General features: G+C 35.6%; 22 protein-coding genes, 1 pseudogene and 1 riboswitch. Of the genes and pseudogenes, 16 read left to right on the forward strand and 7 right to left on the reverse strand.

The features are described 5' to 3' along the window. Positions 1-32: 32 nt before the first annotated feature. From ILT06_RS33150 to ILT06_RS21850, 3 genes and pseudogenes are all read right to left on the reverse strand, one after another. Entirely contained in the window at positions 33-734 is a 702-nt protein-coding gene (locus ILT06_RS33150) for a methyl-accepting chemotaxis protein (protein ID WP_374453385.1), read from the reverse strand. A 102-nt stretch (positions 735-836) separates the two neighbouring features. Then, positions 837-1,367: pseudogene (locus ILT06_RS33155) on the reverse strand (protoglobin family protein); the annotation flags it as partial. A gap of 97 nt (positions 1,368-1,464) precedes the next feature. Beyond that, positions 1,465-2,097 (reverse strand): trimeric intracellular cation channel family protein, encoded by a 633-nt coding sequence (locus ILT06_RS21850; protein ID WP_000924376.1) that lies wholly within the window; start codon positions 2,095-2,097, stop codon positions 1,465-1,467. 271 nt (positions 2,098-2,368) lie between these two features. Between ILT06_RS21850 and ILT06_RS21855 the strand changes: the two genes are divergently transcribed. From ILT06_RS21855 to ILT06_RS21890, 8 genes are all read left to right on the forward strand, one after another. Beyond that, a complete protein-coding gene (locus ILT06_RS21855) occupies positions 2,369-3,775 on the forward strand; it encodes an O-antigen ligase family protein (RefSeq protein ID WP_064476041.1) in 1,407 nt (468 codons plus the stop codon). Between the two features lie 79 nt (positions 3,776-3,854). Continuing rightward, complete coding sequence (locus ILT06_RS21860) at positions 3,855-4,955, forward strand: glycosyltransferase family 4 protein (RefSeq protein WP_064476042.1); 1,101 nt, start codon at positions 3,855-3,857, stop codon at positions 4,953-4,955. 15 nt (positions 4,956-4,970) lie between these two features. Then, positions 4,971-5,711 (forward strand): WecB/TagA/CpsF family glycosyltransferase, encoded by a 741-nt coding sequence (locus ILT06_RS21865; RefSeq protein WP_064476043.1) that lies wholly within the window; start codon positions 4,971-4,973, stop codon positions 5,709-5,711. A 291-nt stretch (positions 5,712-6,002) separates the two neighbouring features. Next, positions 6,003-7,202 carry an MFS transporter gene (locus ILT06_RS21870; RefSeq protein ID WP_064476044.1) on the forward strand — a complete coding sequence of 400 codons (1,200 nt, stop codon included), beginning with the start codon at positions 6,003-6,005 and terminating at the stop codon, positions 7,200-7,202. Positions 7,203-7,457: 255 nt separating this feature from the next. Continuing rightward, complete coding sequence (locus tag ILT06_RS21875) at positions 7,458-8,174, forward strand: LytR/AlgR family response regulator transcription factor (RefSeq protein WP_064476045.1); 717 nt, start codon at positions 7,458-7,460, stop codon at positions 8,172-8,174. A 121-nt stretch (positions 8,175-8,295) separates the two neighbouring features. Then, entirely contained in the window at positions 8,296-10,374 is a 2,079-nt protein-coding gene (gene cstA, locus ILT06_RS21880; protein ID WP_103655222.1) for a carbon starvation protein CstA, read from the forward strand. After that, entirely contained in the window at positions 10,367-10,570 is a 204-nt protein-coding gene (locus ILT06_RS21885) for a YbdD/YjiX family protein (protein WP_048560464.1), read from the forward strand. The genes cstA and ILT06_RS21885 overlap by 8 nt, the downstream gene beginning before the upstream one ends. A 144-nt stretch (positions 10,571-10,714) precedes the next feature. Next, positions 10,715-11,770 (forward strand): GGDEF domain-containing protein, encoded by a 1,056-nt coding sequence (locus ILT06_RS21890; RefSeq protein ID WP_064476047.1) that lies wholly within the window; start codon positions 10,715-10,717, stop codon positions 11,768-11,770. Positions 11,771-11,851: 81 nt separating this feature from the next. On the opposite strand, the gene pdxK is transcribed toward ILT06_RS21890, so the two are convergent. Then, a complete protein-coding gene (pdxK, locus tag ILT06_RS21895) occupies positions 11,852-12,676 on the reverse strand; it encodes a pyridoxine/pyridoxal/pyridoxamine kinase (protein WP_064476048.1) in 825 nt (274 codons plus the stop codon). A gap of 134 nt (positions 12,677-12,810) precedes the next feature. Between pdxK and ILT06_RS21900 the strand changes: the two genes are divergently transcribed. From ILT06_RS21900 to ILT06_RS21910, 3 genes are all read left to right on the forward strand, one after another. Next, complete coding sequence (locus ILT06_RS21900; protein ID WP_098111026.1) at positions 12,811-14,382, forward strand: GAF domain-containing sensor histidine kinase; 1,572 nt, start codon at positions 12,811-12,813, stop codon at positions 14,380-14,382. Positions 14,383-14,402: 20 nt separating this feature from the next. After that, positions 14,403-15,050, forward strand: coding sequence for a response regulator (locus ILT06_RS21905; RefSeq protein WP_000695794.1), 648 nt, complete (start codon positions 14,403-14,405; stop codon positions 15,048-15,050). A gap of 189 nt (positions 15,051-15,239) precedes the next feature. After that, positions 15,240-15,866 (forward strand): FMN-dependent NADH-azoreductase, encoded by a 627-nt coding sequence (locus ILT06_RS21910; protein ID WP_000246726.1) that lies wholly within the window; start codon positions 15,240-15,242, stop codon positions 15,864-15,866. A gap of 64 nt (positions 15,867-15,930) precedes the next feature. Here ILT06_RS21910 and ILT06_RS21915 read toward each other — a convergent pair whose 3' ends face one another. Then, the gene (locus ILT06_RS21915; protein WP_098111027.1) at positions 15,931-16,602 is read right to left on the reverse strand and encodes a transcriptional regulator YeiL; all 672 of its coding nucleotides are present in this window, start codon (positions 16,600-16,602) and stop codon (positions 15,931-15,933) included. A 105-nt stretch (positions 16,603-16,707) separates the two neighbouring features. Between ILT06_RS21915 and ILT06_RS21920 the strand changes: the two genes are divergently transcribed. Beyond that, positions 16,708-17,403, forward strand: coding sequence for a YjjG family noncanonical pyrimidine nucleotidase (locus ILT06_RS21920; protein ID WP_064476051.1), 696 nt, complete (start codon positions 16,708-16,710; stop codon positions 17,401-17,403). A gap of 40 nt (positions 17,404-17,443) precedes the next feature. Here the strand turns inward: ILT06_RS21920 and ILT06_RS21925 are convergent, their stop codons facing one another. After that, positions 17,444-18,676 (reverse strand): chloride channel protein, encoded by a 1,233-nt coding sequence (locus ILT06_RS21925; protein WP_064476052.1) that lies wholly within the window; start codon positions 18,674-18,676, stop codon positions 17,444-17,446. A 315-nt stretch (positions 18,677-18,991) separates the two neighbouring features. After that, positions 18,992-19,096, forward strand: a riboswitch (SAM riboswitch). A gap of 93 nt (positions 19,097-19,189) precedes the next feature. On the opposite strand from ILT06_RS21925, the gene ILT06_RS21930 reads away from it, so the two are divergent. The 3 genes from ILT06_RS21930 (at position 19,190) to ILT06_RS21940 (ending at position 22,814) form a co-directional block, all read left to right on the forward strand. Continuing rightward, positions 19,190-20,488, forward strand: coding sequence for a bifunctional O-acetylhomoserine aminocarboxypropyltransferase/cysteine synthase (locus tag ILT06_RS21930; RefSeq protein ID WP_000504750.1), 1,299 nt, complete (start codon positions 19,190-19,192; stop codon positions 20,486-20,488). Further along, positions 20,472-21,377 carry a homoserine O-acetyltransferase MetA gene (gene metA, locus ILT06_RS21935; protein ID WP_064476054.1) on the forward strand — a complete coding sequence of 302 codons (906 nt, stop codon included), beginning with the start codon at positions 20,472-20,474 and terminating at the stop codon, positions 21,375-21,377. The genes ILT06_RS21930 and metA overlap by 17 nt, the downstream gene beginning before the upstream one ends. A gap of 141 nt (positions 21,378-21,518) precedes the next feature. Beyond that, positions 21,519-22,814, forward strand: a complete 1,296-nt coding sequence (locus tag ILT06_RS21940) for a homoserine dehydrogenase (protein ID WP_098111028.1) — start codon at positions 21,519-21,521, stop codon at positions 22,812-22,814. A gap of 30 nt (positions 22,815-22,844) precedes the next feature. Here ILT06_RS21940 and ILT06_RS21945 read toward each other — a convergent pair whose 3' ends face one another. Beyond that, positions 22,845-23,471, reverse strand: a complete 627-nt coding sequence (locus ILT06_RS21945; protein WP_064476056.1) for a YczE/YyaS/YitT family protein — start codon at positions 23,469-23,471, stop codon at positions 22,845-22,847. 97 nt (positions 23,472-23,568) lie between these two features. Here ILT06_RS21945 and ILT06_RS21950 point away from each other — a divergent pair, with 97 nt between their 5' ends. Further along, positions 23,569-24,546, forward strand: a complete 978-nt coding sequence (locus tag ILT06_RS21950; protein WP_098111030.1) for a LacI family DNA-binding transcriptional regulator — start codon at positions 23,569-23,571, stop codon at positions 24,544-24,546. Positions 24,547-24,548: the final 2 nt, after the last annotated feature.

Below are 24,548 nucleotides of genomic sequence, written 5' to 3' on the forward strand. Positions count from 1 at the left end.
GATGAAGAACCTCTACTGACATAAGCTTCACCTTAGCGGTTCAGTTCTAGTTGTAAACTATCAGCTGTTAGAGCCATTTTTGAGGAATCGTCTTGAATTCCTTTCACTACTTGTGAAATGGTTTCTAACTCATTTTCAATTTTTTTATTCTGTTCTTTCGAGTTAGACATGTCTTTTACAATTTCTTGGAAGTATTGATCTGTCTCAGACATACCATCCGTTCCTTCAGATACGAGGGAGCTAATTTGTTTCACGGAAGAAGAGACACGAATAATTTGTTCATTTGTTTTTTCAACGAGCTTTGTAACGTTAAATATAGATTCTTTCGTTTGCTCTGATAACTTGCGAATTTCTCCAGCTACAACAGAAAAGCCTTTGCCAAATTCCCCAGCACGTGCAGATTCAATAGCCGCATTTAGTGCGAGCAAATTTGTTTGCTCTGCAATTGATTTTACAATATCTATAATCTCGTTAATTTTGTTAGAAATATCGAGAAGTTCATGAGTATCTGTAATAATCGTTTCCATGTTTGTTTGAATATATTCCATTCGTTTATTTTGCTGATTTAATTGTTCTTTCCCTTTATTCGCTTTTTCTTCTGATTTTGTAGCTAATGATGTACCTGTTTTGGCAATTTCTACAATCGTTTCAGATTTAGCGGTTAACTGTTGAATAGAAGCGCTCGTTTTTTCAGATACAGATGCTAGTTCTGTTGCAATATGCGTAATGGTCATAGCTGTTATTTCTTTTTCTTTTTCATGTTCTTTTTGTATTCTTTCATATTCAGATTCATAAGCCGCAATAACGAGTTCTTGTTCAAGAGTAAATAATTTGTTTATTACGTTTATAGAATAAGAAAAATCGTCAATTGTTGTAATTTTTGTTTGCAAAATCTTCATGATAGAGCGGAATAATTCTTGATAAGCGGCAGTATACCATTTTCTATGTAAACCAATTTGTACATGTCTTTTGGCAATTCTAACACGTTGTTCAATAAAATCTTCATGCATATCGCCGCTGAATAATTCTTTTATATGTGTTTTTAAAGTTTGCTTTAGTTTTGGAATAGAGCTATAACGTTCAATAATAGTAGTTAAATTAGGCTGCTTTGTAATATTGGCATAGAATTTTTCCGTAATCCAATCAATTTCTTCATAAATAAAGGGCTGTAGTACCTTTACGATTTGTAAATCTTCTTTTGAAATATGTAGCATATCCATTTGAATTTTCAGTTCAGAATTAGTAGGCACGTTAAAAGTGATTTTTTGATCCTTACTTAATTCAAGTATACTGGCGTTTGTTTTATTTGTATGTTTTTTAAAAACCCCAAGCATCGTTCTTCCCCCCTGTGTATAAAGCGTTTTCATTTTTAGTCCTAATATAATTATATATTTTTATATACAATTACTCTATATTAGTGTGTAGAATAGTATATAAATTAAGAGAATTCTATGTAGAATTCTCTTAATGGCCTTTATTAATTTTAGCATGTGTTTTAAAGAAAACTGGGAAATGTACATTATATATTACAGTGACAACACGAATAATGAATGTTACTAATAAACAAACATAGAAAGCTAATACGTGTGCCCCCATTGCATATGTGATTAGGAAACTAATTGCTCCTAAGATAGAAGCGATTGCGTAAATCTCTTTTCGGAATACGTAAGGGATATCTTGAGCGCAAATGTCACGCAAAATACCGCCTCCAATACCTGTAATGACTCCCATTGAAACAACTAAAAATGAGGCGTCAACATGATGTGACATTGCCGCATTTGCACCAATAGCTGTAAAAACACCTAAGCCAACAGCATCAGAAAGCATGATAACGACTTGCAGTTTATTGATACGCTCAAAAAACATACAAGTAAATAATGCTGATAATACACTTACGAAAAAGTAAATGGGTTTAACAAATGCGACAGGAGGCAGGTTACCGATCATAATATCACGAATAATACCGCCGCCGAGCGCAGTGGCTACAGCTAAACAAAGGACACCAAATAAATCTAAATCTTTTTTTAAACCAACTAATGTACCAGAAATAGCAGCGGCGATAATGCCAAGAAACGTAAATATGTCGATTAATAACATTGCTGTAATCCCTTCCTCCTAAAGATGTTCCAGAGAAAAAATATACACTAAAGTTATGTAAATAACAATGCATTTTCTTTACATGTAGAAAAAAAGAAAAAATGAGGAAAGAAAGCGCTTGAAAATGCAAATATGCTTTTTTCTATAAGGTAAGGTTGGGGAGAAATGTGAGGCGTTTAATTAAAAAATATATGTTATAATAAATATTTGAGATAAGAAAAAAATATTAACAGTATAGATTGAAATTAGGTAATAGTTATGGAGGTTCTAGATGTTAAGCGAAAATAGTAAAAGTAATAAATTTGAAAATTTTCTATTAATCTTTATTTTGTTGCAACCAATTTTAGATTTGCTCACGGCATTCTGTATAATGGTTTTAAAAATTGATACGACCATTGGAGTTATTACACGCTTATTCGTTATGTTCCTAAGCGGGATATATATTTTAATTCAAACGAAGAAACAAGGAAATATAAAATATATATTGTATATAATCTTAGTAGGAATAGTCTTCACCATCGGATTGGTAAATAACAAGCTTACAAAAGATCCTATGGTACTTTCAGAGGAAATTAAGTTTATAGCAAAAGCATTATATCCGTTTGTTATGCTTACTTGTTATGTGTTTGTATTTAAGTCTTTAAAAGAGAAAAGCCATTCAAATTCAAAAATGCGTGACTATATTACGTATGCATCGCTAATTATAGGAGTAGTCATGGTAGCTTCGATTACTACTGGAACAGATTATAATAGTTATGAATGGGTAAAGTTAGGATCACGCGGTTGGTTTTATGCAGGTAACGAGCTAGGATCTATTTTAGCCATCATGTGTCCAATTGTTATTTTGTATTCAATTGAAAGAACAAAAAGTATAGGTAAAGCGTACTATTGGATTCCTTCAATTTTAGTTGTTTATTCACTATTTGCAATTGGGACAAAGGTTGGCGTAGGAGCAATCTTTGGATCAATGGCTATCGCAGTTGTTATGTGCTTTATTCAGGCATTTACACAGCGTAAAGATAAAAAGAAACATGCCTATTTATTAAATGGTTTTCTTGCAATAACTGTATTTGTAGGCATATTGGCATATACACCTTTTTCACCGTTTATGAAAAATATGGGATTTCATTTCCAATTAATTGAACAAGAGCAGAGTGCGAAAAAGGAAGAGAAAAAGAAGGAGGAAGCTAAAGAGCACAAACCTCCTGTGACAGAGCAAGAAAAAGAGAAAGAAAAAGCAAAAGAAAAAGTAGCGGAGAAGAAAGAAGAAACGCAAGCTCTTATTTTTAGTGGGCGTCAATTATTTGAACAGATGTATAAAGATTTCTATAATGAAGCCCCAATGTCTCAAAAATTATTAGGAATGGGTTATGCTGGTAACTATAAAGAACAGCCGAAATTAATTGAACGTGACTTCCACGATTGGTTCTATTCTTTCGGAATCATAGGGTTCATTTTACTTGTAATTCCATTCTTATACTTTGGTATTAAATTTATTGCATGTATATTTACTAAATTTAAACAAATATTCACAGTGAAATATGCAATGATGATTGCAGCAATATTTCTCGGATTAGGTATCTCATTCATGGCTGGTCATATTTTAATTGCACCTGGAGTGAGTTTCTACTTAGTATTAATCATGGCATATTTAATAGTTGACTTGGAAATTGAATGATAGAAAAATAAAAGCTAGCATATGTTAGCTTTTATTTTGTTATAGTAAATAAAAAGAAAAAAAATGGGGGATGTAAGAAATGAAAGTGTTGCATATGAATGCTGGTGCAGAAGAAGGTGGGGGGAAAACGCATATTATTTCACTTTTATCTCAATTTTCAAAGGAAGAAGTGGAATTAATGGTATTTGAAGAAGGTGCGATTGCTAGAGAGGCGAGAAACCTTGGTATTCAAGTGCATGTTTTTACCCAATCATCTCGGTACGACCTATCAATTCTTTCAAAAATAAAAGCATTTATTAATGAAAATCAATTTGACATTGTGCATACACATGGCGCACGAGCAAATTTCTATCTCTCCCTCTTGAAAAAAGGTATAAAAGCGAAATGGATAATGACTGTCCACAGTGATCCAACTTTGGATTTTATGAAGAGGGGATTAAAAGGATGGGTATTTACAAAGTTAAATTTACGTTCTTTCAGGAAGGTAGATTTATTCTTTGCAATTACAGAGAATTTTAAGAGAAACATAATAAAACTAGGTGTACCAGAAGAGAAAATTTGTACGGTTTATAATGGAATTGAGTATGATAGTACTCCAGTAAAACCTTATGATAAGAGTGAATTTGGCATCGATGAAGGAGTATTTACAGCCATTCAAGTAGCACGTCTTCATCCTGTTAAAGGTCATGATATTTTATTTGAAGCGTTACAAAAAATTAAAATTCAAAATATAAAGGTGCTCTTGCTTGGTGATGGACCTATAGAAGCAGAATTAAAAGAGATGGTGAAACAAAAGGGCTTAGAGGATAAGGTGATGTTTCTAGGTTTTCGTACAGATTCCAAAGAATTATATGCATCTGCAAACATTAATTTGTTAACCTCTTATAGCGAAAGCTTTCCTCTTGTTTTATTAGAAGCGGCTAATCAGCGCTTAACATCTATTGCAACAAATGTAGGTGATATGAGAAAGTTAATAGTTGATGATACGTATGGATGGGTTGTACCAATTGGTGATGCAGACTCGTTAGCAAACGCGTTAGAAAATGCTTATGAAAAATGGTTGAATGGTGAATTAGAAGCGATGGGAAATCGTTTATATAATCATGCATCTACTCATTTCTCGCTAAAAAATTTGTATGAAGATACTTATAATGCATATAAAAAACTTTTACTGAAATAGAGAGGATAGTTAATCATGGAAGTAAAAACGGTTGATATTCTAGGTGTTCCTTTTTCTACAATGACAATGGATGAAACAATCCAATATTTGAAGGGACAACTAGAATTGGAGCGAACTCATACTTTTCAGGTAGTAACAGCAAATCCTGAAATTGTTATGTGTGCAAAAAAGGATGAAGCATTCCATAAAACATTATTAAATACAGATTTAATTACACCTGATGGTATTGGAGTTGTAAAAGCAAGCGGTATACTTGGTACACCTGTAAAGGAACGTGTAGCAGGTTTTGATTTAATGTGTAATCTACTTGCAAAGTTATCAGAGGAGAATAAACCGGTATCTGTTTTCTTACTTGGTGCAAAACCGCATGTTGTACAAGCTGCAGCAGAGCATTTAACGAAGACATATTCAGCTGTATCTATTGTAGGTACACAAGATGGGTACTTTAAACAAGAAGAAGAAGAGAGTATCGTTTCTCGTATTCAAGAAGCAAAACCAGATTTATTACTTGTCGCGCTTGGTTTCCCAAGACAAGAGAACTTTATCCAAACTAATAAGCGTCGTTTAGAAACGAAGATGGCTGTTGGAGTGGGCGGAAGTTTAGATGTATGGGCTGGAGAGGTAAAACGTGCACCAAAATGGATTCAAGCGATTAACTTAGAGTGGTTTTATAGATTGTGTAGTAATCCAACGCGCTGGCGTCGTCAGTTAGTATTAGCGGAATTTTTAAAAGAAGTCATGCGTTCGAAAAAGTAGCGGAATATCGCTACTTTTTTATTTGGTCATTTTTAATAAAGTGAGGTTTTACTCATCCACCACTGATGGTTAATCCTCACCAATCGGACGTTTAACGGCAGTTGATTTTCCATCTAACCTCTTTGCTTCAGCTGAATTTTGAGGTGAGAGTCTTACTGCCCTCAAATAGTGGGATGAGTATTTTACTTTTTGGGCATGATGAAGGAGAATTTTTTGTACGAAAGTATTTTACTTATACAATTCACACATGTAAAATGATGTGTAAAGACAGCTGTGTAAGGAGGACTTCTTATGGGCAAGGGGAAAGAAATTTCGAAGCGAAAGCTACTTGGTATAGCAGGGCTTGGATGGTTATTTGATGCAATGGATGTTGGAATGCTTTCATTCGTAATGGTAGCATTGCAAAAAGATTGGGGATTAAGTACGCAAGAAATGGGCTGGATAGGCAGCATTAATTCAATTGGTATGGCAGTCGGAGCACTTGTTTTTGGAATACTATCAGATAAAATAGGACGTAAATCAGTCTTTATTATTACATTATTACTATTTTCTATCGGTAGTGGTTTAACTGCTTTAACGACAACACTTGCGATGTTCCTTGTTTTACGATTTTTAATTGGTATGGGGCTTGGCGGAGAACTTCCAGTTGCTTCTACATTAGTATCAGAGAGCGTTGAAGCGCATGAACGTGGCAAAATAGTTGTGCTATTAGAAAGCTTTTGGGCAGGTGGATGGTTAATTGCAGCTCTTATCTCGTATTTTGTTATTCCGAAATATGGTTGGGAAGTTGCAATGGTATTGAGCGCGGTTCCGGCACTATATGCTTTATATTTAAGATGGAATTTACCGGATTCTCCGAGATTTCAAAAGGCTGAAAAAAGACCATCTGTTATCGAAAATGTAAAGTTGGTTTGGTCTGGTGAATATCGTAAGGCAACAATTATGTTATGGATTCTATGGTTTTCTGTTGTCTTTTCTTACTATGGGATGTTCCTTTGGTTACCTAGTGTAATGGTATTAAAAGGATTTAGTTTAATAAAAAGTTTCCAGTACGTACTTATTATGACGTTAGCTCAATTGCCAGGATATTTCACGGCTGCTTGGTTTATTGAACGACTTGGTCGTAAGTTCGTTTTAGTTACGTATTTGATCGGTACAGCATGTAGTGCTTACTTGTTTGGAGTGGCGGAGTCATTAACCGTATTAATCGTAGCAGGCATGTTACTATCCTTCTTTAATTTAGGTGCTTGGGGTGCATTATACGCTTATACACCGGAACAGTATCCAACGGTTATTCGTGGTACAGGTGCAGGGATGGCAGCAGCATTCGGCCGTATTGGTGGTATTCTTGGTCCGCTATTAGTAGGATATTTAGTTACTTCACAGGCTTCACTATCACTAATATTTACGATTTTCTGTGGATCAATTTTGATTGGCGTAGTTGCTGTAATTGTACTTGGGCAAGAAACGAAGCAACGAGAATTAGTATAAGGTGAAACTTTAATCGGTGAGGGATTTATCCCCCACTGATTATTAGCCAGCACCAATTGCGTTTTCGGGGAAGTAACAATTCAGTGAGTGTTACTTCCTACAAATAATGGAATAAAAGGGCAGGGGAACCGTCGTGGTTTCCTTTTTTCTGTTTTTTTAGATAAATAATGGTATAGTAAGAAAAAGGGAATGTTTCTTATAAAAGCGAATGTATACAACAAGACATATGGACAAAAGAATTAGGTGGTTGAAGAAATGAAAATTTTACTGATCATGGAAGAAGCAGAAGAGCGAAGAAGTTTAGCGGACAAATTTACTGAAAATATAAGGAATGTAGAATGTTTTGAAGCGAATACGGGAACAGAATCATTATTTATTATGAAAAAGCATACACCAGATTTTGTTTTCTTGAATTCAAAATTACTAGATGGAACTGGTTTTGAATATGCGAGTTTATTACGGGAAGTAAATTGTTATACGAAATTGATTTTTATGGGTGAAGATATAGAAGAGTCGATTACGGCATTTCGTTTTCAAGCATTCTATTATTTACTACGCCCATTTCGTGAAGAAGATTTGCAATTCCTTTTATATAGAATGTGTAAAGAGCAAGGCGAGAAAGCAAAGAGTTATTTGCGAAAGCTACCAATAGAAGGTCAAGAGGGAATTCGGTATATTTTCCCTGAAGATATTGTATATGTAAGCAAAAATAAGGAAAACAAAACGGTTTCAATTTATACAACAAATAATCAGTATATTTCAACATATACACTTCAGGAGCTGGAAAATAAGCTAAATGCATATGATTTTTTACGTGTGCATAAAAGTTATTTAATTAATATGTCATATGTACAAGAACTAAAACCCTATTATAATGGCACATATAATCTGTATTTAGATAAATATGATGAGCAACCGATTCCAGTTAGTCGTAATTATGTGAAACGACTTCGAAATAAGATTGAATTATAGTAGGTAATGCGAGTTTTTTAACATGATAAACTAAAAATCCTTCATGATAAGGAGGATTCAAATTAAATATTCAGAAAATTTAGTACAATCCCACTAAGCAATAGTATTGGGGGGATTGTATGTGAAAACATTGAAGTCGATTTTACTATGGGGGGTTATTGCAGCAGTAGGCGCAGGTGCATTTGGTGTAATAGCTTTATCACAAGGTGAAACTATTAATGCCGTGTGGCTCTTAGTAGCTGCGGTATGTGTGTATGCAGTTGCTTACCGCTTTTATAGTAAATTTATAGCGAGAAAGGTATTTGGTTTAGATAATAATCGGCAAACGCCAGCCCATACATTAAACGATGGAAAAGATTATGTTCCGACAAATAAGTGGGTATTATTTGGGCACCATTTTGCAGCAATTGCTGGGGCAGGCCCTTTAGTAGGACCGATTTTGGCAGCGCAAATGGGATATTTACCAGGGACAATATGGATTATTGTTGGGGTAGTTGTCGCTGGAGCTGTACAAGATTTTGTAATTTTATTTGCTTCGATGAGACGGAATGGTAAATCTTTAGGAGAAATGATTAAAGATGAGATCGGTCCTGTTACAGGGCTTATTGCAATGATAGGCATTTTAGGTATTATGATTATTTTATTAGCAGTATTAGCATTAGTAGTAGTAAAGGCGCTTGTCGGAAGTCCTTGGGGAATGTTTACAATAGCAGCAACGATTCCTATCGCTATTTTAATGGGAGTGTACATGCGCTACATTAGACCTGGCCGGGTTGGTGAAGGGTCAGTGATCGGAATTATTCTACTTATACTGTCTCTTATTGGAGGACAGTATGTAGCAGAACATCCAACGCTTGCAAGCATGTTCACGTTTAGCGGTGAAACGATTGCTATTATGCTTATTGTATATGGATTTATCGCATCGGCCTTACCAGTTTGGATGCTTTTAGCACCACGTGATTATTTAAGCACATTTTTAAAAGTCGGAACAATTGTTGGATTAGCAATTGGTATTTTAATTGTAGCACCAGATTTACAAATGCCAGCAGTTTCGAAATTTATCGATGGAACAGGTCCTGTTTTCTCTGGAAACCTATTCCCATTCTTATTTATTACAATTGCTTGTGGTGCGGTGTCAGGATTCCATGCTCTCGTTTCATCAGGTACGACGCCAAAAATGATTGAACAAGAGGGACACGCACAGCCAATCGGTTATGGGGCAATGTTAATGGAATCATTTGTAGCGGCGATGGCGATGATTGCAGCTTGTGTATTAACACCAGGAACGTATTTTGCGATTAATAGTCCCGCAGCACTTATCGGTACGGATGTCTCGCAGGCAGCTCAAGTTATTTCTTCATGGGGATTTGCTATTACACCAAATGAACTAAAAGATCTTGCTGTAAACGTTGGAGAGCAAACGATTTTATCACGTACAGGTGGTGCACCAACGTTAGCGATAGGTATGGCATATATTTTCTCACAAGTAATAGGTGGAACGGCCATGATGGCCTTTTGGTATCATTTTGCGATTCTCTTTGAAGCGCTATTTATTTTAACAACGATTGATGCTGGAACACGTGTAGGCCGATTTATGATTCAAGATATTTTAGGACATGTATATAAGCCATTTGGGAAAACGGATTCTACATTAGCGAATGTGATAGCTACAACGTTATGCGTATTAGGATGGGGTTATTTCTTATACCAAGGGGTAGTAGATCCGCTTGGTGGAATTAATACGTTATGGCCACTTTTCGGTATTGCAAATCAAATGTTAGCAGGTATTGCATTATTACTTGGAACGACAATTTTGTTCAAAATGGGGAAAAAGGCATATGTTTGGGTCACAATTATTCCAACTGTTGGATTGCTTATTGTAACGATGACGGCGGGTTATCAAAAGTTATTTCATGAAAACCCTAAAATAGGATTTCTATCTCACGCAAAGGTGTTCCAAGGAGCATTAGATGAGGGGAAAGTGTTAGCACCAGCTAAAAATGTTGCTCAAATGAAGCAAATTATTTTCAATGATTATATTGATGCAGCGCTTTGCGGGATTTTTATGATAGTTGTAATCGCTGTATTAATTTCTGCAATTCGAATTTGGATTCAAGTATTAAGAAATAAGCCGATGCCGCTAAAAGAGGCGCCATATATTTCTAGAGATGAAAGTGAGTCGAGGAACTATTATGCTTAAACGACTACGGAAAGTATGGGGACAAAGAAAACACTTTATTAGTTTACTGGTTGGGGTACCAAGTTATGAAACATATGTAGAGCATATGAAAAAGCATCATCCAGAAGAAGAGGTTGTATGTCAAAAACAATTTTTTGCAGAAGCGCAAGAGGCTAGATTTAATGCAAAGGGCGGAAAGATATCACGCTGTTGTTAATGAAAAGGGCGAATTTTCGTCCTTTTTTATTTTTGCTGTTTCACGTGGAACAGCAAAAATAAATAAAAAACTTTGGGAATTATAGGTATCTCGTATACAATAAAATAAGGAAAGGGATAGATAGACAAGTTGGGAGATTATTTTATGTTAAGGGACTTATTTGTAAACACAACCATTATTCTTTCCTTTATTTTTGTTGGAGGTCAGCTTTTAAGAGATAGGCCGTTAAAAGAAGAGTTTTCTCTTTGGCAGAAATGTGTAGTAGGTATTCTTACTGGAATATTAAGTGTACTGTTGATGCATTTTGGTGTACATATTGAAGATATTATGTTGGATCTACGTTATTTAGCTGTTATTTTGGCAATTATAATTGGAGGTCCGATAGCTAGTAGCATAACAGTTACTATTATATTAATTACCCGATTATTTCTTACTGAGTACTCTTTAGCCTCTGAATTGGCTTGTTATACAATTGTATTGATAGGTTTTGGAATTATTTTCATTTGGCGGATGAAAGCTTCTATATTTAAAAGGTGGATCTGGTTTAATGTATATAGTTTATCTATTTTAACGGTGCCACTTTCTATTTTATTTAAGGATATTTCTATAGTAGCATTATATTTAGTTTGTAGTGGTGTTGCAGCATATATCACATTTATAAGCGCAAATTATGTATTACAATCCAATGAGTTATTTCAAACGATGAAGCAATACGCAACGATAGATGCACTGACAGGTTTAGGGAACGTAAGACAGTTTGATTTAGAGATGAATCGTCATATTGGTAATAAGCGCATGAAAAATGATTCACTTTGTTTACTACTTATAGATATTGATCATTTTAAGTGTGTAAATGATACGTATGGGCATCCTGCGGGAGATGAAGTATTAAAACAAATGGGGCATATTTTACGAGAAGTTTCAACGTTTCCAGATTTGGCTTTTCGAAAGGGTGGGGAAGAGTTCGCGCTTTTGATACCGCAGAAAGAATTAGCTTGTGGAATGCGTATGGGGGAACAAGTTCGCACGGCTGTTGAAAACCATCCATTTCAATTGCTAAATGGAACAAAAATAAAAATTACAGTTTCAGTAGGAATTTCAGTGTATGAAGAATCACCAGAGCGATTTATTCAAGCTGCTGATGATGCATTATATTACTCCAAAAGAAATGGTAGAAATCAGGTTAGTTCTGCATCTTAAAGATAAGATGACCAGAAGAGCTTATAAAAAACACCCACAGAGAGGTAATATATATACTCTGTGGGTGTTTTCATTTATATGTTAGACAAGTTCTTTTGATGCAACGAATTTACGATATGCACCGTGATGTGTTGGGCCTACGTATTCGTTGATCTTGAATGAATAACGGATAGCAGCTGTGATAAATTCTTTAGCAGTTTTTACTGCTTCTTTCACAGTTTTTCCTTTTGCAAGTTCTGCTGTAATTGCAGCAGAATATGTGCAACCTGCGCCGTGTGTATTTGTCGTATCAATTTTTTCTGATTCTAGAAGATCGAATGTTTTTCCATCATATAGGACGTCGATTGCAGTTTCCGTACCAAGCTTGCTACCGCCTTTAATTAGGACGTATTTCGCACCTAAAGCGTGGATTTTTTTTGCTGCTTCTTTCATGTCTTCAAGAGAATTAATCTTTACGCCACTTAATTGGTAAGCTTCAAATAAGTTGGGTGTTACAACTAATGCCTTTGGAACAAGAACGTCACGTAAGCAATCGTTCGTTTCAGGATGTAATGCTTCATCAGCACCTTTACATACCATAACAGGGTCAACTACTACATTTTTGAAATTATGTTTTTCGATTGTTTCAGCAACCATTTCAATAATTTCTACTGATCCAAGCATACCTGTTTTTAAAGCATCTACTCCAACACCTTCAATTGTCGTTTCTAATTGTGGTTTTAATGTAGAAGCTGGGATTGGGAATACGTTATGTGCCCAACCGTTATGTGGATCCATCGTTACGATTGTCGTAAGAGATGTCATTCCGTATACACCAAGTTCTTGGAATGTTTTTAAATCTGCTTGTATACCAGCACCGCCACTTGTGTCAGAACCAGCGATAGTAAGTGCTTTATTTAATGTCATTATGAAGTCCCCCTCAAGTGATATAATGAAAACTATGTTTTCACCATTATATCAATGTTACGAATAAGTACAAAGTGAAAAGTAGATGATTTACTTTAGGGGCGATTTAAAATCTTGTATGTAGGAGACGAATTATGTTTCAAGAGAATCGTACGAATGAATTAGTTATATTAAAAGAGATTGCAGAGACGTTGAACACCTCAAATGATACATATCATGTGCTGCAAGCTGTGTTGGAAAAACTGTTGAATGTAACAGGTTTAACGACAGGATGGATATTTCTTGCGGATGAAAATGGTAGATATACAAAATTAATTGATTATCAATTACCAGAGGGATTAAGATTTGAAAATAAACGACCGATGTGTGAGGGGAATTGTTGGTGTTTACACCGATTTGTGGAAGGGAAACTAGAGAAAGCCGTTAATATTATTGAATGTAAGAGAATTAATAATGCGATTGAATATAACTGGGGAGATACAGAAGGGATTGTGCATCATGCGACAGTGCCACTAAAAGCGGGTGGAGATGAATTTGGCGTATTAAATGTGGCTAGTCCAGGTAAAACGCATTTTTCTGAAGAAGAGTTAGTGCTATTACAATCAGTTGCTTTCCAAATTGGAACAGCATTAAAACGCACAAAATTGTATGAAAATGAAAAGAGAAGGGCTCATTATTATGTAAAGTTAGACCGCTTTATTCAAGCTTTAAGGACGATTCATAAATTTAATGAATTGCCTGAGGAGATTGTAAAGCAAATTGGGAAGTTATTTCTATGGGAGCAAGTTGTATTCTTTATTAGAGAAGAAAATGAACTTGCTGTAAGGGCCTCATATAAGATAGATGAGCTACAAGAGGATTTGAAGTCAGCGGCACAGGAAGCTCTGAAAAAAGAAGAGTCTGTTTTGTTAAAGAGTCAGGTTGGGAATATCGTACATCCTAATCGTGCAGTTATTGCCATTCCCATACATATTCAAGATCATATATTTGGCGTACTAAGTGTAAGTTCGAATAATGGAGAATTTGATATAAATACGATAGATGTAGTACAGGCGTTAGCCAATCATATATCGTTAATGATAGAGAACTTAAGGTTAAATGAAAAGCGCCGAGAACTTGTACGAATGGAAGAACGTAATCGTTTAGCTAGAGATTTGCATGATTCTGTTTCACAAAAGTTGTTTTCATTAACTTTCATGACGAAAGGTGCCGAAGCCGTCTTAAAGGGGAAAAACGAAAAGGTAGATCAGTCTTTGCATGAGATACGTGAGTTATCGCAAGGTGCTTTAAAAGAAATGAGGACGTTAATTTGGCAACTACGTCCAGCAGGATTAGAGAAAGGACTATTACCAGCTTTAAAACAATATGGTGAAAGTTTGGGATTGAAAATTCGGGAACAAGTTACAGGTGTGCGTGATTTACCGCGCGTAGTAGAGGAAGCACTATGGCGAATTGGACAAGAAGCTTTAAATAACGTAAGTAAACATGCGAATGTCAGAGAAGCGGCGATTTATTTCAAAGTGACGGAGAAGAATGTATCATTAGAAATAGTCGATCAAGGAAACGGCTTTGTAGAAAAGGATATAAAAGAGAAGAAATCACTCGGTATGACTACGATGCGAGAAAGAGTAGAATTAGTCGGTGGAACAATTAAAATTGTAAGTGATAAGAAAAGAACAAGTGTAAAAGTAAAAGTACCATTATGATGTGAAAATGAGGGAAGTTTGTGAAAATAAAAGTATTGTTAGTTGATGACCATACAGTCGTTTTAAAAGGATTAGCATTTTTCTTAAGTACACAGGAAGATTTAGCGTTAGTTGGAGAAGCAAATAATGGGAAAGAAGCGTTAGTGAAAGTAGGGGAAACGAATCCTGATGTTGTATTAATGGATTTATATATGCCCGAAATGGATGGTGTCGAGGCGACGGCGTGCATCAAAAAAGAATATCCGAATGTGAAAGTAATTGTATTAACTAGCTTTTCTGATCAGGCGCATGTTTTACCAGCGTTAAGGGCGGGGGCAAGTGGGTATATTTTAAAAGATGTAGAACCGGATCAGCTTGTTGAAGCTATTCGAAGCGCATATAAAGGTAATATTCAATTACATCCGGATATAGCAAATACTCTTCTCTCTCAAACATTACCTGTGGAAGAAAAGGAAGAAGAACCTTCTATTCAAGTGGATGTGCTAACGGCGAGAGAAAATGAAGTGTTGCAGCTATTAGCGAAAGGGATGAGTAATAAAGAGATCGCTTCTGTTTTAGTTATTACAGAAAAAACGGTAAAAGCGCATGTAAGTAGTATTTTGAGTAAGTTGAATTTATCTGATCGCACGCAAGCAGCATTATATGCAGTGAAAAATGGAATTGTATAAGACAAAAGTCGTAAGACTAGTTCGCCTTTAGAAGGTGGACTTTTTTTATAGAAAAATACGTCTATGTGAGGACGAAATTGTCTTGATATAAAGATAAAATATGTTTGTAAGCAACAAAACAACAATTACAAGGGATACCTTTTTTGAAAGCATATAACAACAGAAGAGTGAGTACTAGGAGGAAAAACAATGGCAACAGTTTTATTTGTAAAAGCAAACAACCGCCCAGCGGAACAAGCAGTTAGTGTGAAATTATACGAGGCATTTTTAGCAAACTATAAAGAAGCACATCCAAATGATACAGTAGTAGAACTTGATTTATATAAAGAAGAATTACCATATGTAGGCGTAGATATGATTAATGGTACATTCAAAGCAGGTAAAGGGTTTGATTTAACGGAAGAGGAAGCAAAAGCAGTAGCAGTTGCTGATAAGTATTTAAATCAATTTTTAGAAGCTGATAAAGTCGTTTTCGGTTTCCCATTATGGAACTTAACGATTCCAGCAGTGCTACACACATATATTGATTATTTAAACCGAGCTGGCAAAACGTTTAAATATACGCCAGAAGGTCCAGTTGGTCTAATTGGAGATAAGAAGATTGCATTATTAAACGCGCGCGGCGGCGTATATTCTGAAGGTCCAGCAGCTGAAGTAGAAATGGCTGTTAAATATGTAGCAAGCATGATGGGCTTCTTCGGTGCAACAAATATGGAAACAGTAGTTATTGAAGGACATAACCAATTCCCAGATAAAGCAGAAGAGATCATTACAGCTGGTCTTGAAGAAGCAGCTAAAGTAGCAAGCAAATTTTAATTGAAAATAGAATCGTCACTCGAAAAAAAGTAGCATTAACAGGTAAACGTTAATGCTACTTTTTTTATATTTTAAGTTCGTCAGCCAGTTTTTCTAATTGAATTCGATCTAGTATGTAATAGGTTCTTCCGTCTTTTTTTAAGTAATTTTGCTGGCAAAACTGGTTTAATACATATAAAAGATGGCGGTAGCTGACATTTAGGTATTCCGAAGCTTCGGTATGTTTTTCTGTATAACTGTTATTTTGTCCTGTTAATAGAATAAACGCCGCTAATCGATTTTCGAACGGATAACTATTGTTTTTGGCGTAACTTTCTGTTCGGGTAATTGTTTTTTCACCGATAAATTTGCATAGTTTCTGTAGAAAGGTAGCATCTTGCAATAAAAGATGCTGACAATTTTTAAGGGGGAGCGCCAAGCACATACAATCTTCAAGTACTTCCACCGTTTTCGTAACGGATTCAACGCCGATTAAGCCTAATTCCCCAATGAACGAAGGGGCTTGAATAAAGTTAATTAAGGAGACCCTCCCATTTTTGTGGCTCATATATATTTTTGCTTTTCCGGAAATTAAGTAATAAAGATAAGGAACATCAACGCCTTCATTACATATCCTTTCTTTCTTTTGAAAAGAATGTAGTTCAGCATATGATAAGACATCAAAAGAAAAAAGAGTATGGAAGTTGGAAGTTTGCACGTAATGAGAGATTTCCTTGCTATTTTTGCTAACTTTCATGTTTTCACCTCATGTTTAGTATGAGATATCTCCTATTATGTTTACAAGAAGGAATGATACGATTTACGTAAATTTATTTTGTAGAAAAGAGAGTGTGAAGGGATTATGAAAAAATATAAAACATTGTTATTTGATGTAGATGATACATTGTTAGATTTTCAAAAAGCGGAGAAAATGGCGTTACGTATGCTGTTCGAAGAGAACGAGATCCCTCTAACTAGAGAGGTTGAAGCGCAGTATAAAAAAATTAATAAACACCTTTGGGAGGCTTTTGAAGAAGGGGAAATAAATCGTGATGAAGTCTTAAATACACGATTTTCGATTTTGTTTAAAGAATACGGGGAAGAGGTAGATGGGATATTATTCGAAAATAATTATCGTAGTTACTTAGAAGAAGGAAATCAGCTCATGCAAGGTGCATTTGAATTCATAAGTCAAATTCAAAGTGAGTACGATTTATATATAGTGACAAACGGTATTTCTCAGACGCAAGATAAACGTTTACGTAATGCAGGATTACATGCCTTGTTTCAAGATATTTTCGTTTCTGAAGATACAGGATTCCAAAAGCCGATGAAAGAGTACTTTGATTATGTTTTTGAACGAATTCCTAATTTTGCTCCTGAAGAAGGGCTTATTATTGGAGATTCGTTAAGTGCTGATATGAAAGGCGGATATGTAGCAGGAATTGATACTTGTTGGTTTAATCCAGAAATGAAATCAAATCATAGCGAGATTGTGCCAACATATGAAGTGCAAAATTTTGAAGAGTTATATGCATTATTGAAGCAACGTGTGTAATAAAAATAGGCAGTGGAACTTTTGTCCCTACTGCCTATTTTTATTCGTTTGTAGCTTCGTTGTTTTTAGGAAGTGGAAATGCATTACCAATCGCTGCTGCTCCAAGCATCGGTAATAGTAAATTGAGCGGGAAAAACATGAGTAATAGTAATGTGATAGCAATTGGTTTTCTTAATGCATAGCTTGAAATTGCTGTCGTGACGATGGCTACCGAAGCGATTGGATCTATCGGGATAATGGAAGCTATAGCATATCCGATACTAGATCCGGCAAATATAATTGGGAAAATATGTCCACCGCGCCAACCTGTATTTAAACAAACGGCAGTAATACATAATTTTAAAACACCTGAAAGAAGTAGTACCCAGAAGGATAAATGACTCCATTCAACGACTAAATCTTTTAATTGGTGTTCTCCTGAGAATAACGTGTACGGGAGAACAGTTCCTGTAATTCCTAATAAAATACCACCGATAATTCCAAGTGATAGTTTGTATTCCCTGAAGGGATGGATTAATTTCTCTAATGTGAATTCAAATTTGAAATAAAAGAAACCAACTATAGCACCAATACTAGCAAGTGGTAGAAAGGCAATCCATTCATTAAGAGAAAGGGAACCTTCCCCAAAATCAACGATAAAGGATCCGCGATTATCGAATTTACTAAGTAATAAATAAATGGAAAAGCCAGCGAAAGTAGTAGCTAAATATACAATTGCTTTTTTTCCTTTAGAAAATTCGTTAATTTGCTCACCCTCATTTTCATTTGGAGCTAAATAACCGAATAATGGCGCGTTAAAAATTACACTTAAAGTAGCACCAATTCCAACCTCTGTTAGTTCATTCATTCCTTTTAATGCGAATGTAAAGCGATCCCCTACCCATGTACAAAGTCCACCGATAATTCCAACAAGTGCTGCTTCGGGACCTAAGCTAGCTCCAAATATTAAAACGATAATTGCAGTTAAAGTAGCTTTATGTACAAAACGGTATTCAATTCTACCTGTTTTTTTATATTCACTCATCACTTCCGGCATAAGACGTGGATATGTGCCGAAGTATTTTTGGGTTAAACCAACGAGAATACCACCGATAGTTGTTACACAAATAGTGTAATACGGGGGAGAAGAGAAAATAGTAGGTAAGTATCCCCAAATAAAGTGAATGCCGATATTTATTGTAACTAAAAATAGCCAGACTGTAGCTCCCACTATAGAGCCTAAAAGAATGCCGTATAGGACGAGTATATAGTGCATGTCCTTTGTGTTTGTCATGTTATACCTCCGTTATGTAAGTTTCAATGTCGAAAGGATTAAATATGCTACTGTGAAAGGAATATGTATAGTATCTTTTTGAGAGGTGGGCTTATTCAATATATTGAGGTCTCGTGAGAATTTGAAATGTATACAGTTAAACTACGTACTTAATTTTATATAGTAATCGTGGGTTTTAAAAGGTCTTTTTCAAATGAATATGGAATATATTTCTTTTGTTATGCATGTTGAATTTTTTTGTATTTAATTTAGAACATTCAGAAAAACTGATTGACATTAGGAAATTATTGCTATAAAATCAACGGTAATTGCATAGTCTTATCAAGAAAAGGTGGAGGGACAGGCCCGATGAAACCTTGGCAACAGCCGTATAACGGAATTGTGCCAAATCCTGCAGGTAATAATCCTGAAAGATAAGAAAGAGCCTTTAGAGCGTGTTTTCAAACTGCTCCTTTCTTGTTTTCAGGAAAGGAGCAGTTTTTTTATTTTGTATAAAAGAAAGGAGAATGAGAGATGGGAGAATCATGGGGAAAAGGAACAATTTGTGTGCAAGGTGGCTATACACCAAAGAATGGTGAACCGCGTGTTTTGCCACTTTATCAAAGTACAACGTATAAATACGATACTTCAGATGATTTAGCAGCGCTATTTAATTTAGAGGCAGAAGGATATATATATACGCGTATTGGAAATCCTACTTTAGCTGCATTTGAGCAAAAGTTAGCGGATTTAGAGGGTGGTGTAGGAGCTGTTGCAACGGCTTCTGGGCAGGCTGCTATTATGCTTGCTGTTTTAAATATTTGTAGTAGCGGAGACCACTTGCTTTGTTCTTCCACAGTTTATGGCGGAACGTTTAATTTATTTGGAGTGAGTTTGCGTAAGCTTGGTATTGACGTTACGTTCTTTAATCCGAATTTAAGTGCTGATGAAATTGTGGCCCTTGCTAATGATAAGACGAAACTTGTTTATGCAGAGTCGTTAGGAAATCCAGCGATGAACGTTTTAAATTTCAAAGAATTTTCAGATGCAGCGAAAGAGTTAGAAGTACCTTTTATCGTGGATAATACATTAGCAACTCCTTATTTATGCCAAGCATTTGAGCACGGAGCAAATATTATCGTTCATTCTACGACGAAATATATTGATGGTCATGCAAGCTCTTTAGGCGGCATTGTCATTGACGGAGGGAACTTCGATTGGACAAATGGGAAATATCCTGAACTTGTTGAACCGGATCCAAGTTATCACGGCGTAAGTTACGTTCAAAATTTTGGTGCAGCAGCTTATATTGTGAAGGCGCGTGTTCAATTATTAAGAGACTACGGAAATTGTATGAGCCCATTCAATGCGTATATTAGCAATATCGGCTTAGAAACGCTGCATTTAAGAATGGAGCGTCATAGTGAAAATGCTCTCGCAGTTGCTAAGTGGCTTGCTAACCATGAACGTATTGAATGGGTGAATTATCCTGGATTAGATAGCAATGAAAATTACTCGTTAGCACAAACGTATTTGAAAAAAGGTGCTAGTGGTGTTTTAACATTCGGCATTAAGGGCGGATTAGAAGCAGCGAAAGAATTTATCGCAAATGTAAAACTAGCAACTCTCGTAACGCATGTAGCGGATGCACGAACTTGCGTTATACATCCTGCTAGCACAACGCATAGACAATTAAGTGCTGAAGATCAGCGTCTAGCTGGCGTTACATCAGATTTAATTCGTTTATCGGTTGGTATAGAAGATGTTTCTGATATTATTGCAGATTTAGAAGCAGCGCTAGTCGGAGGCAAAGAACATGCCGATCATAATTGATAAAGATTTACCAGCTCGCAAAGTGTTGCAGAAGGAAAATATTTTTGTAATGACGAAGGAGCGAGCAGAAACACAAGATATCCGGGCATTGAAAATTGCTATCTTAAATTTAATGCCTACAAAGCAAGAAACAGAAGCGCAATTACTTCGTTTAATTGGCAACACACCGTTGCAATTAGATGTTCACTTACTTCATATGGAATCACATTTGTCTCGCAATGTAGCGCAGGACCATTTAACGAGTTTCTATAAAACATTTCGTGATATTGAGAATGAGAAATTTGATGGACTTATTATTACAGGAGCACCAGTTGAAACTCTTTCTTTTGAAGAGGTAGATTATTGGGAAGAGCTTAAACGTATTATGGAGTATTCAAAAAAGAATGTAACATCTACGCTTCATATTTGCTGGGGGGCACAGGCTGGCTTGTATCATCATTATGGTGTTCCAAAGCATCCTCTTAAGGAAAAAATGTTCGGTGTATTTGAACATGAAGTCTGTGAGCAACATGTGAAATTGTTACAAGGGTTTGATGAATTGTTTTTTGCCCCGCATTCTCGTCATACAGAAGTACGAGAGAGTGATATTAGAGAGGTGACAGACTTAACATTATTAGCAAATTCTGAGGAAGCGGGTGTTCACCTTGTCATTGGGCAAGAAGGAAGGCAAGTGTTTGCGCTCGGGCATAGTGAATATAGTTGTGATACGTTAAAGCAAGAATACGAACGGGACCGCCAAAAAGGGTTAAATATTGATGTGCCGAAAAATTATTTTAAGCATAATAATCCAAATGAGAAACCACTTGTAAGGTGGAGAAGCCATGGGAATCTATTATTCTCTAATTGGCTGAATTATTACGTGTATCAAGAAACCCCTTATGTATTATAAAAAAAGATTGTGTAACACGTGGCAACGTTTTCTTTGTAAAGATTAACTTATATTTTTCCGAATGTTCAAAAAACATTGTTTTTCAGATTTTTTACTCATATAATTTCATCTAAACACAATTTTTGAGGGGTGGACAGGATTATGAAAGAAATTCAAATTGGTTTATTAGGTCTTGGGACAGTTGGTAGCGGTGTAGTTCGTATCATTACAGATCATCAAGAGCGACTTATCCACCAAGTAGGTTGTCCTGTAAAAGTAACGAAAGTACTAGTACAAAATATTGAAAAAGAGAGAGAAGTAGAGGTACCTTCTACTCTATTAACACAAGATGCAAATGAAATTTTAGATAATCCAAATATTGACGTTGTCATCGAAGTGATGGGTGGCATTGATGATGCAAAAGCATATATTTTGCAAGCCTTACAAAGTGGGAAGCATGTTGTGACTGCCAATAAAGATTTAATGGCGTTACATGGGGCGGAACTGTTAGCGGTAGCAAAAGATAATAAAGCAGATTTGTTTTATGAAGCGAGTGTAGCCGGAGGGATTCCGATTTTACGAAGTATCGTAGAAGGACTTTCTTCAGATCTTATTACGAAAGTAATGGGAATTGTAAATGGAACGACAAATTTTATTTTGACGAAAATGTCAGATGAAGGGAGAGCATATAACGAAGTGTTAAAAGAAGCCCAACAACTTGGATTTGCAGAAGCAGATCCAACATCAGATGTGGAAGGTTTAGATGCAGCGAGAAAAATGACGATTTTGGCTACCCTTGGTTTTTCTACAAATGTAGAGCTTGGAGATGTAAAGGTAAAAGGGATTACTTCTATTACAGAAGAAGATATTGAATACAGTAAGAGTTTAGGATACACGATTAAATTAATCGGTCTTGCGAAGCGAGATGGTGAAAAATTAGAGGTGACAGTTGAACCGACACTACTTCCAAATACACATCCTCTTGCGGCTGTGCAAAACGAATATAACGCTGTATATGTGTATGGTGAAGCGGTCGGAGAAACGATGTTTTATGGGCCAGGTGCAGGAAGTTTACCGACAGCAACAGCTGTTGTTTCAGATTTAGTAGCTGTAATGCAAAATATTCGATTAGGTGTAAACGGAAATAGTGCGGTATCCCCGCAGTATAAAAAAGTATTAAAAGAGCCAGACGAAATTGTTGTGAAGAAATTTTTAAGACTTCATGTAAAAGATGAAATTGGTGTATTTGCAAAAATTACTTCATTATTCTCTGAGCGTGGCGTTAGCTTTGAAAAGATTATTCAAATGCCGCTTGAAGAGAAAGGGAAGGCTGAAATTGTAATCGTGACGCATCGTGCGTCTCTTGCTGATTATGATTATATTCTACATACGTTGCAAGGGTATGAAGAAATAGATTGTTTGAAAGCAAACTATCGAATTGAAGGGGATGCTAAGTAGTATCCCTTATCATAAAACAGAAAGAGCCTGTTAAGCAGCTTGCTTAACAGGCTCTTTTCTATTTAAAATCTGCGTACCAATTTGAATAAATGCTTGGATAATCCAGCCTGTTGTAAAGGATAAGATGATTGTTCCAAAATAGATAGGTCCATCTAATAAAAAACTTAATGTTAAAAATAAAAACGCTAATGAAATTTCTGTTCTTCTAAATGTCCATTTCTTTTTCTCAGCAACGGTTAAAACGAAAGCTTCTTGAGGTGCTGCGCAAAGGTTTGTAGAGACGTAAAGACCAATCCCAGCTCCAACGAATAGATTTCCGCAAATAAGTGTTATATATTTTGGAAGAGAACGGATAGTGTCCATAATAGTTGTAATGGAACCAATCCAATCAACAAAAAGAGAAATAAGAACCATCGTTACGATTGTACCAATTGTTATTTGTTTTTTATTCCAAAAGAGAACGATAAGGGTAAAAGCAAAATTAATCATGAAAATCCAAAAACCGATACTTACCCCGAAATTTTGATATAGTGCAATAAAGAAGGAATCATAAGGGCTAAGTCCAAAAGAAGTAATTGTCGTCATCATATTAATACCGATGGCGAGAATGAGTAGACCGCCAATGAAAAATATATATTCTAATTTGAATCGAAGCATAGTTGTATATCCTTTCAAAATGTATTTGCTAGGAAAGGATATATTGTGGAAAGCTTACCAGGTCAAGGGAGAATTTTTTCGAGAAGGGGAAAATGAGATGACGAATATAAGGAAGATTGCTGAACTTGCTGGAGTATCTGTTTCAACTGTTTCACGTGTATTGAATAATCATCCATATGTGAATGAACAGAAACGAAAAGAAATTTTAACAATTATAGAAGAATTAAATTATACGCAAAATGTGAATGCAATTCATTTAGTGAAAGGAAAAACGAATGTCATTGGTGTTTTATTACCGCACGTAAATGATCAATATTATAGCGCTATTATCGAGGGAATATCAAAGGAAACAGCAAAGAATAACTATAATATGATGCTTTGTCAGACGAATTATAGTGAGGAAAGAGAATTAGAAATTTTGAATATGTTAAAAATGAAAAAGCTTGATGGGGTTATTATATGTTCCCGAGCAAATAGTAAGGAAAAGCTTGAAGAATATACGAAATTTGGTCCAATTGTTATGTGTGAAGAAATAGACTCGAATTTCATTTCGAGTGTGCATATTGATTACTATAAAGTCTTTTCGCGCGGCATGAAGAGCTTAATAGATGCCGGCCATACAAGTATTGGGTATTGCATTGGAAGAAGTAATAGCATTAATAGTCAGAGAAGAAAACAAGCGTATGAGGATTCGCTTCAACAGATTGCTGTAACACCGATAGAGGCCTGGAAGTTTAAGGGCTGTTTTACAGTGGAAGATGGACGTAATGTAATCAGGGAATGGGTCTGTATGTCAGTGAAACCAACTGCGTTTCTTGTATCTTGCAACCATATTGCAGCGGGAATGGTAACGGAAGCAAAAAAACAAGGAATTCGTATTCCAGAAGATATTACGATTATCGGTTGTGATGATCAAGATGTCGCAGATATTTTAGGCATTACGACGATTTCGTATTCTAGTAAAAATGTTGGCGTGAAGGCATTTGAATTATTATATGAAAAGATTAATGATGAGAAAATAGATGTAAAGCACGTAGAGTTATTGCCAGAACTAGTACATAGGGAAACAACATAATA

The sequence above is a fragment of the Bacillus sp. 17RED48 genome (assembly GCF_019837545.1).
In the GTDB taxonomy this organism is placed as follows: Bacteria; Bacillota; Bacilli; order Bacillales; family Bacillaceae_G; genus Bacillus_A; species Bacillus_A wiedmannii.

What these genes read in the sequence shown, in the direction of transcription:
- ILT06_RS21920 (WP_064476051.1), top strand. Translation starts at nt 16,708, where the DNA reads ATGAAAAAATATAAAACATTGTTATTTGATGTAGATGATACATTGTTA.
- ILT06_RS21925 (WP_064476052.1), bottom strand. Translation starts at nt 18,676, where the DNA reads ATGACAAACACAAAGGACATGCACTATATACTCGTCCTATACGGCATT.
- ILT06_RS21930 (WP_000504750.1), top strand. Translation starts at nt 19,190, where the DNA reads ATGGGAGAATCATGGGGAAAAGGAACAATTTGTGTGCAAGGTGGCTAT.
- ILT06_RS33150 (WP_374453385.1), bottom strand. Translation starts at nt 734, where the DNA reads ATGACCATTACGCATATTGCAACAGAACTAGCATCTGTATCTGAAAAA.
- ILT06_RS21950 (WP_098111030.1), top strand. Translation starts at nt 23,569, where the DNA reads ATGACGAATATAAGGAAGATTGCTGAACTTGCTGGAGTATCTGTTTCA.
- ILT06_RS21945 (WP_064476056.1), bottom strand. Translation starts at nt 23,471, where the DNA reads ATGCTTCGATTCAAATTAGAATATATATTTTTCATTGGCGGTCTACTC.
- ILT06_RS21940 (WP_098111028.1), top strand. Translation starts at nt 21,519, where the DNA reads ATGAAAGAAATTCAAATTGGTTTATTAGGTCTTGGGACAGTTGGTAGC.
- ILT06_RS21870 (WP_064476044.1), top strand. Translation starts at nt 6,003, where the DNA reads ATGGGCAAGGGGAAAGAAATTTCGAAGCGAAAGCTACTTGGTATAGCA.
- ILT06_RS21885 (WP_048560464.1), top strand. Translation starts at nt 10,367, where the DNA reads ATGCTTAAACGACTACGGAAAGTATGGGGACAAAGAAAACACTTTATT.
- ILT06_RS21915 (WP_098111027.1), bottom strand. Translation starts at nt 16,602, where the DNA reads ATGAAAGTTAGCAAAAATAGCAAGGAAATCTCTCATTACGTGCAAACT.
- pdxK (WP_064476048.1), bottom strand. Translation starts at nt 12,676, where the DNA reads ATGACATTAAATAAAGCACTTACTATCGCTGGTTCTGACACAAGTGGC.
- ILT06_RS21850 (WP_000924376.1), bottom strand. Translation starts at nt 2,097, where the DNA reads ATGTTATTAATCGACATATTTACGTTTCTTGGCATTATCGCCGCTGCT.
- ILT06_RS21900 (WP_098111026.1), top strand. Translation starts at nt 12,811, where the DNA reads ATGTTTCAAGAGAATCGTACGAATGAATTAGTTATATTAAAAGAGATT.
- ILT06_RS21890 (WP_064476047.1), top strand. Translation starts at nt 10,715, where the DNA reads ATGTTAAGGGACTTATTTGTAAACACAACCATTATTCTTTCCTTTATT.
- ILT06_RS21875 (WP_064476045.1), top strand. Translation starts at nt 7,458, where the DNA reads ATGAAAATTTTACTGATCATGGAAGAAGCAGAAGAGCGAAGAAGTTTA.
- ILT06_RS21860 (WP_064476042.1), top strand. Translation starts at nt 3,855, where the DNA reads ATGAAAGTGTTGCATATGAATGCTGGTGCAGAAGAAGGTGGGGGGAAA.
- ILT06_RS21855 (WP_064476041.1), top strand. Translation starts at nt 2,369, where the DNA reads ATGTTAAGCGAAAATAGTAAAAGTAATAAATTTGAAAATTTTCTATTA.
- ILT06_RS21865 (WP_064476043.1), top strand. Translation starts at nt 4,971, where the DNA reads ATGGAAGTAAAAACGGTTGATATTCTAGGTGTTCCTTTTTCTACAATG.
- ILT06_RS21910 (WP_000246726.1), top strand. Translation starts at nt 15,240, where the DNA reads ATGGCAACAGTTTTATTTGTAAAAGCAAACAACCGCCCAGCGGAACAA.
- metA (WP_064476054.1), top strand. Translation starts at nt 20,472, where the DNA reads ATGCCGATCATAATTGATAAAGATTTACCAGCTCGCAAAGTGTTGCAG.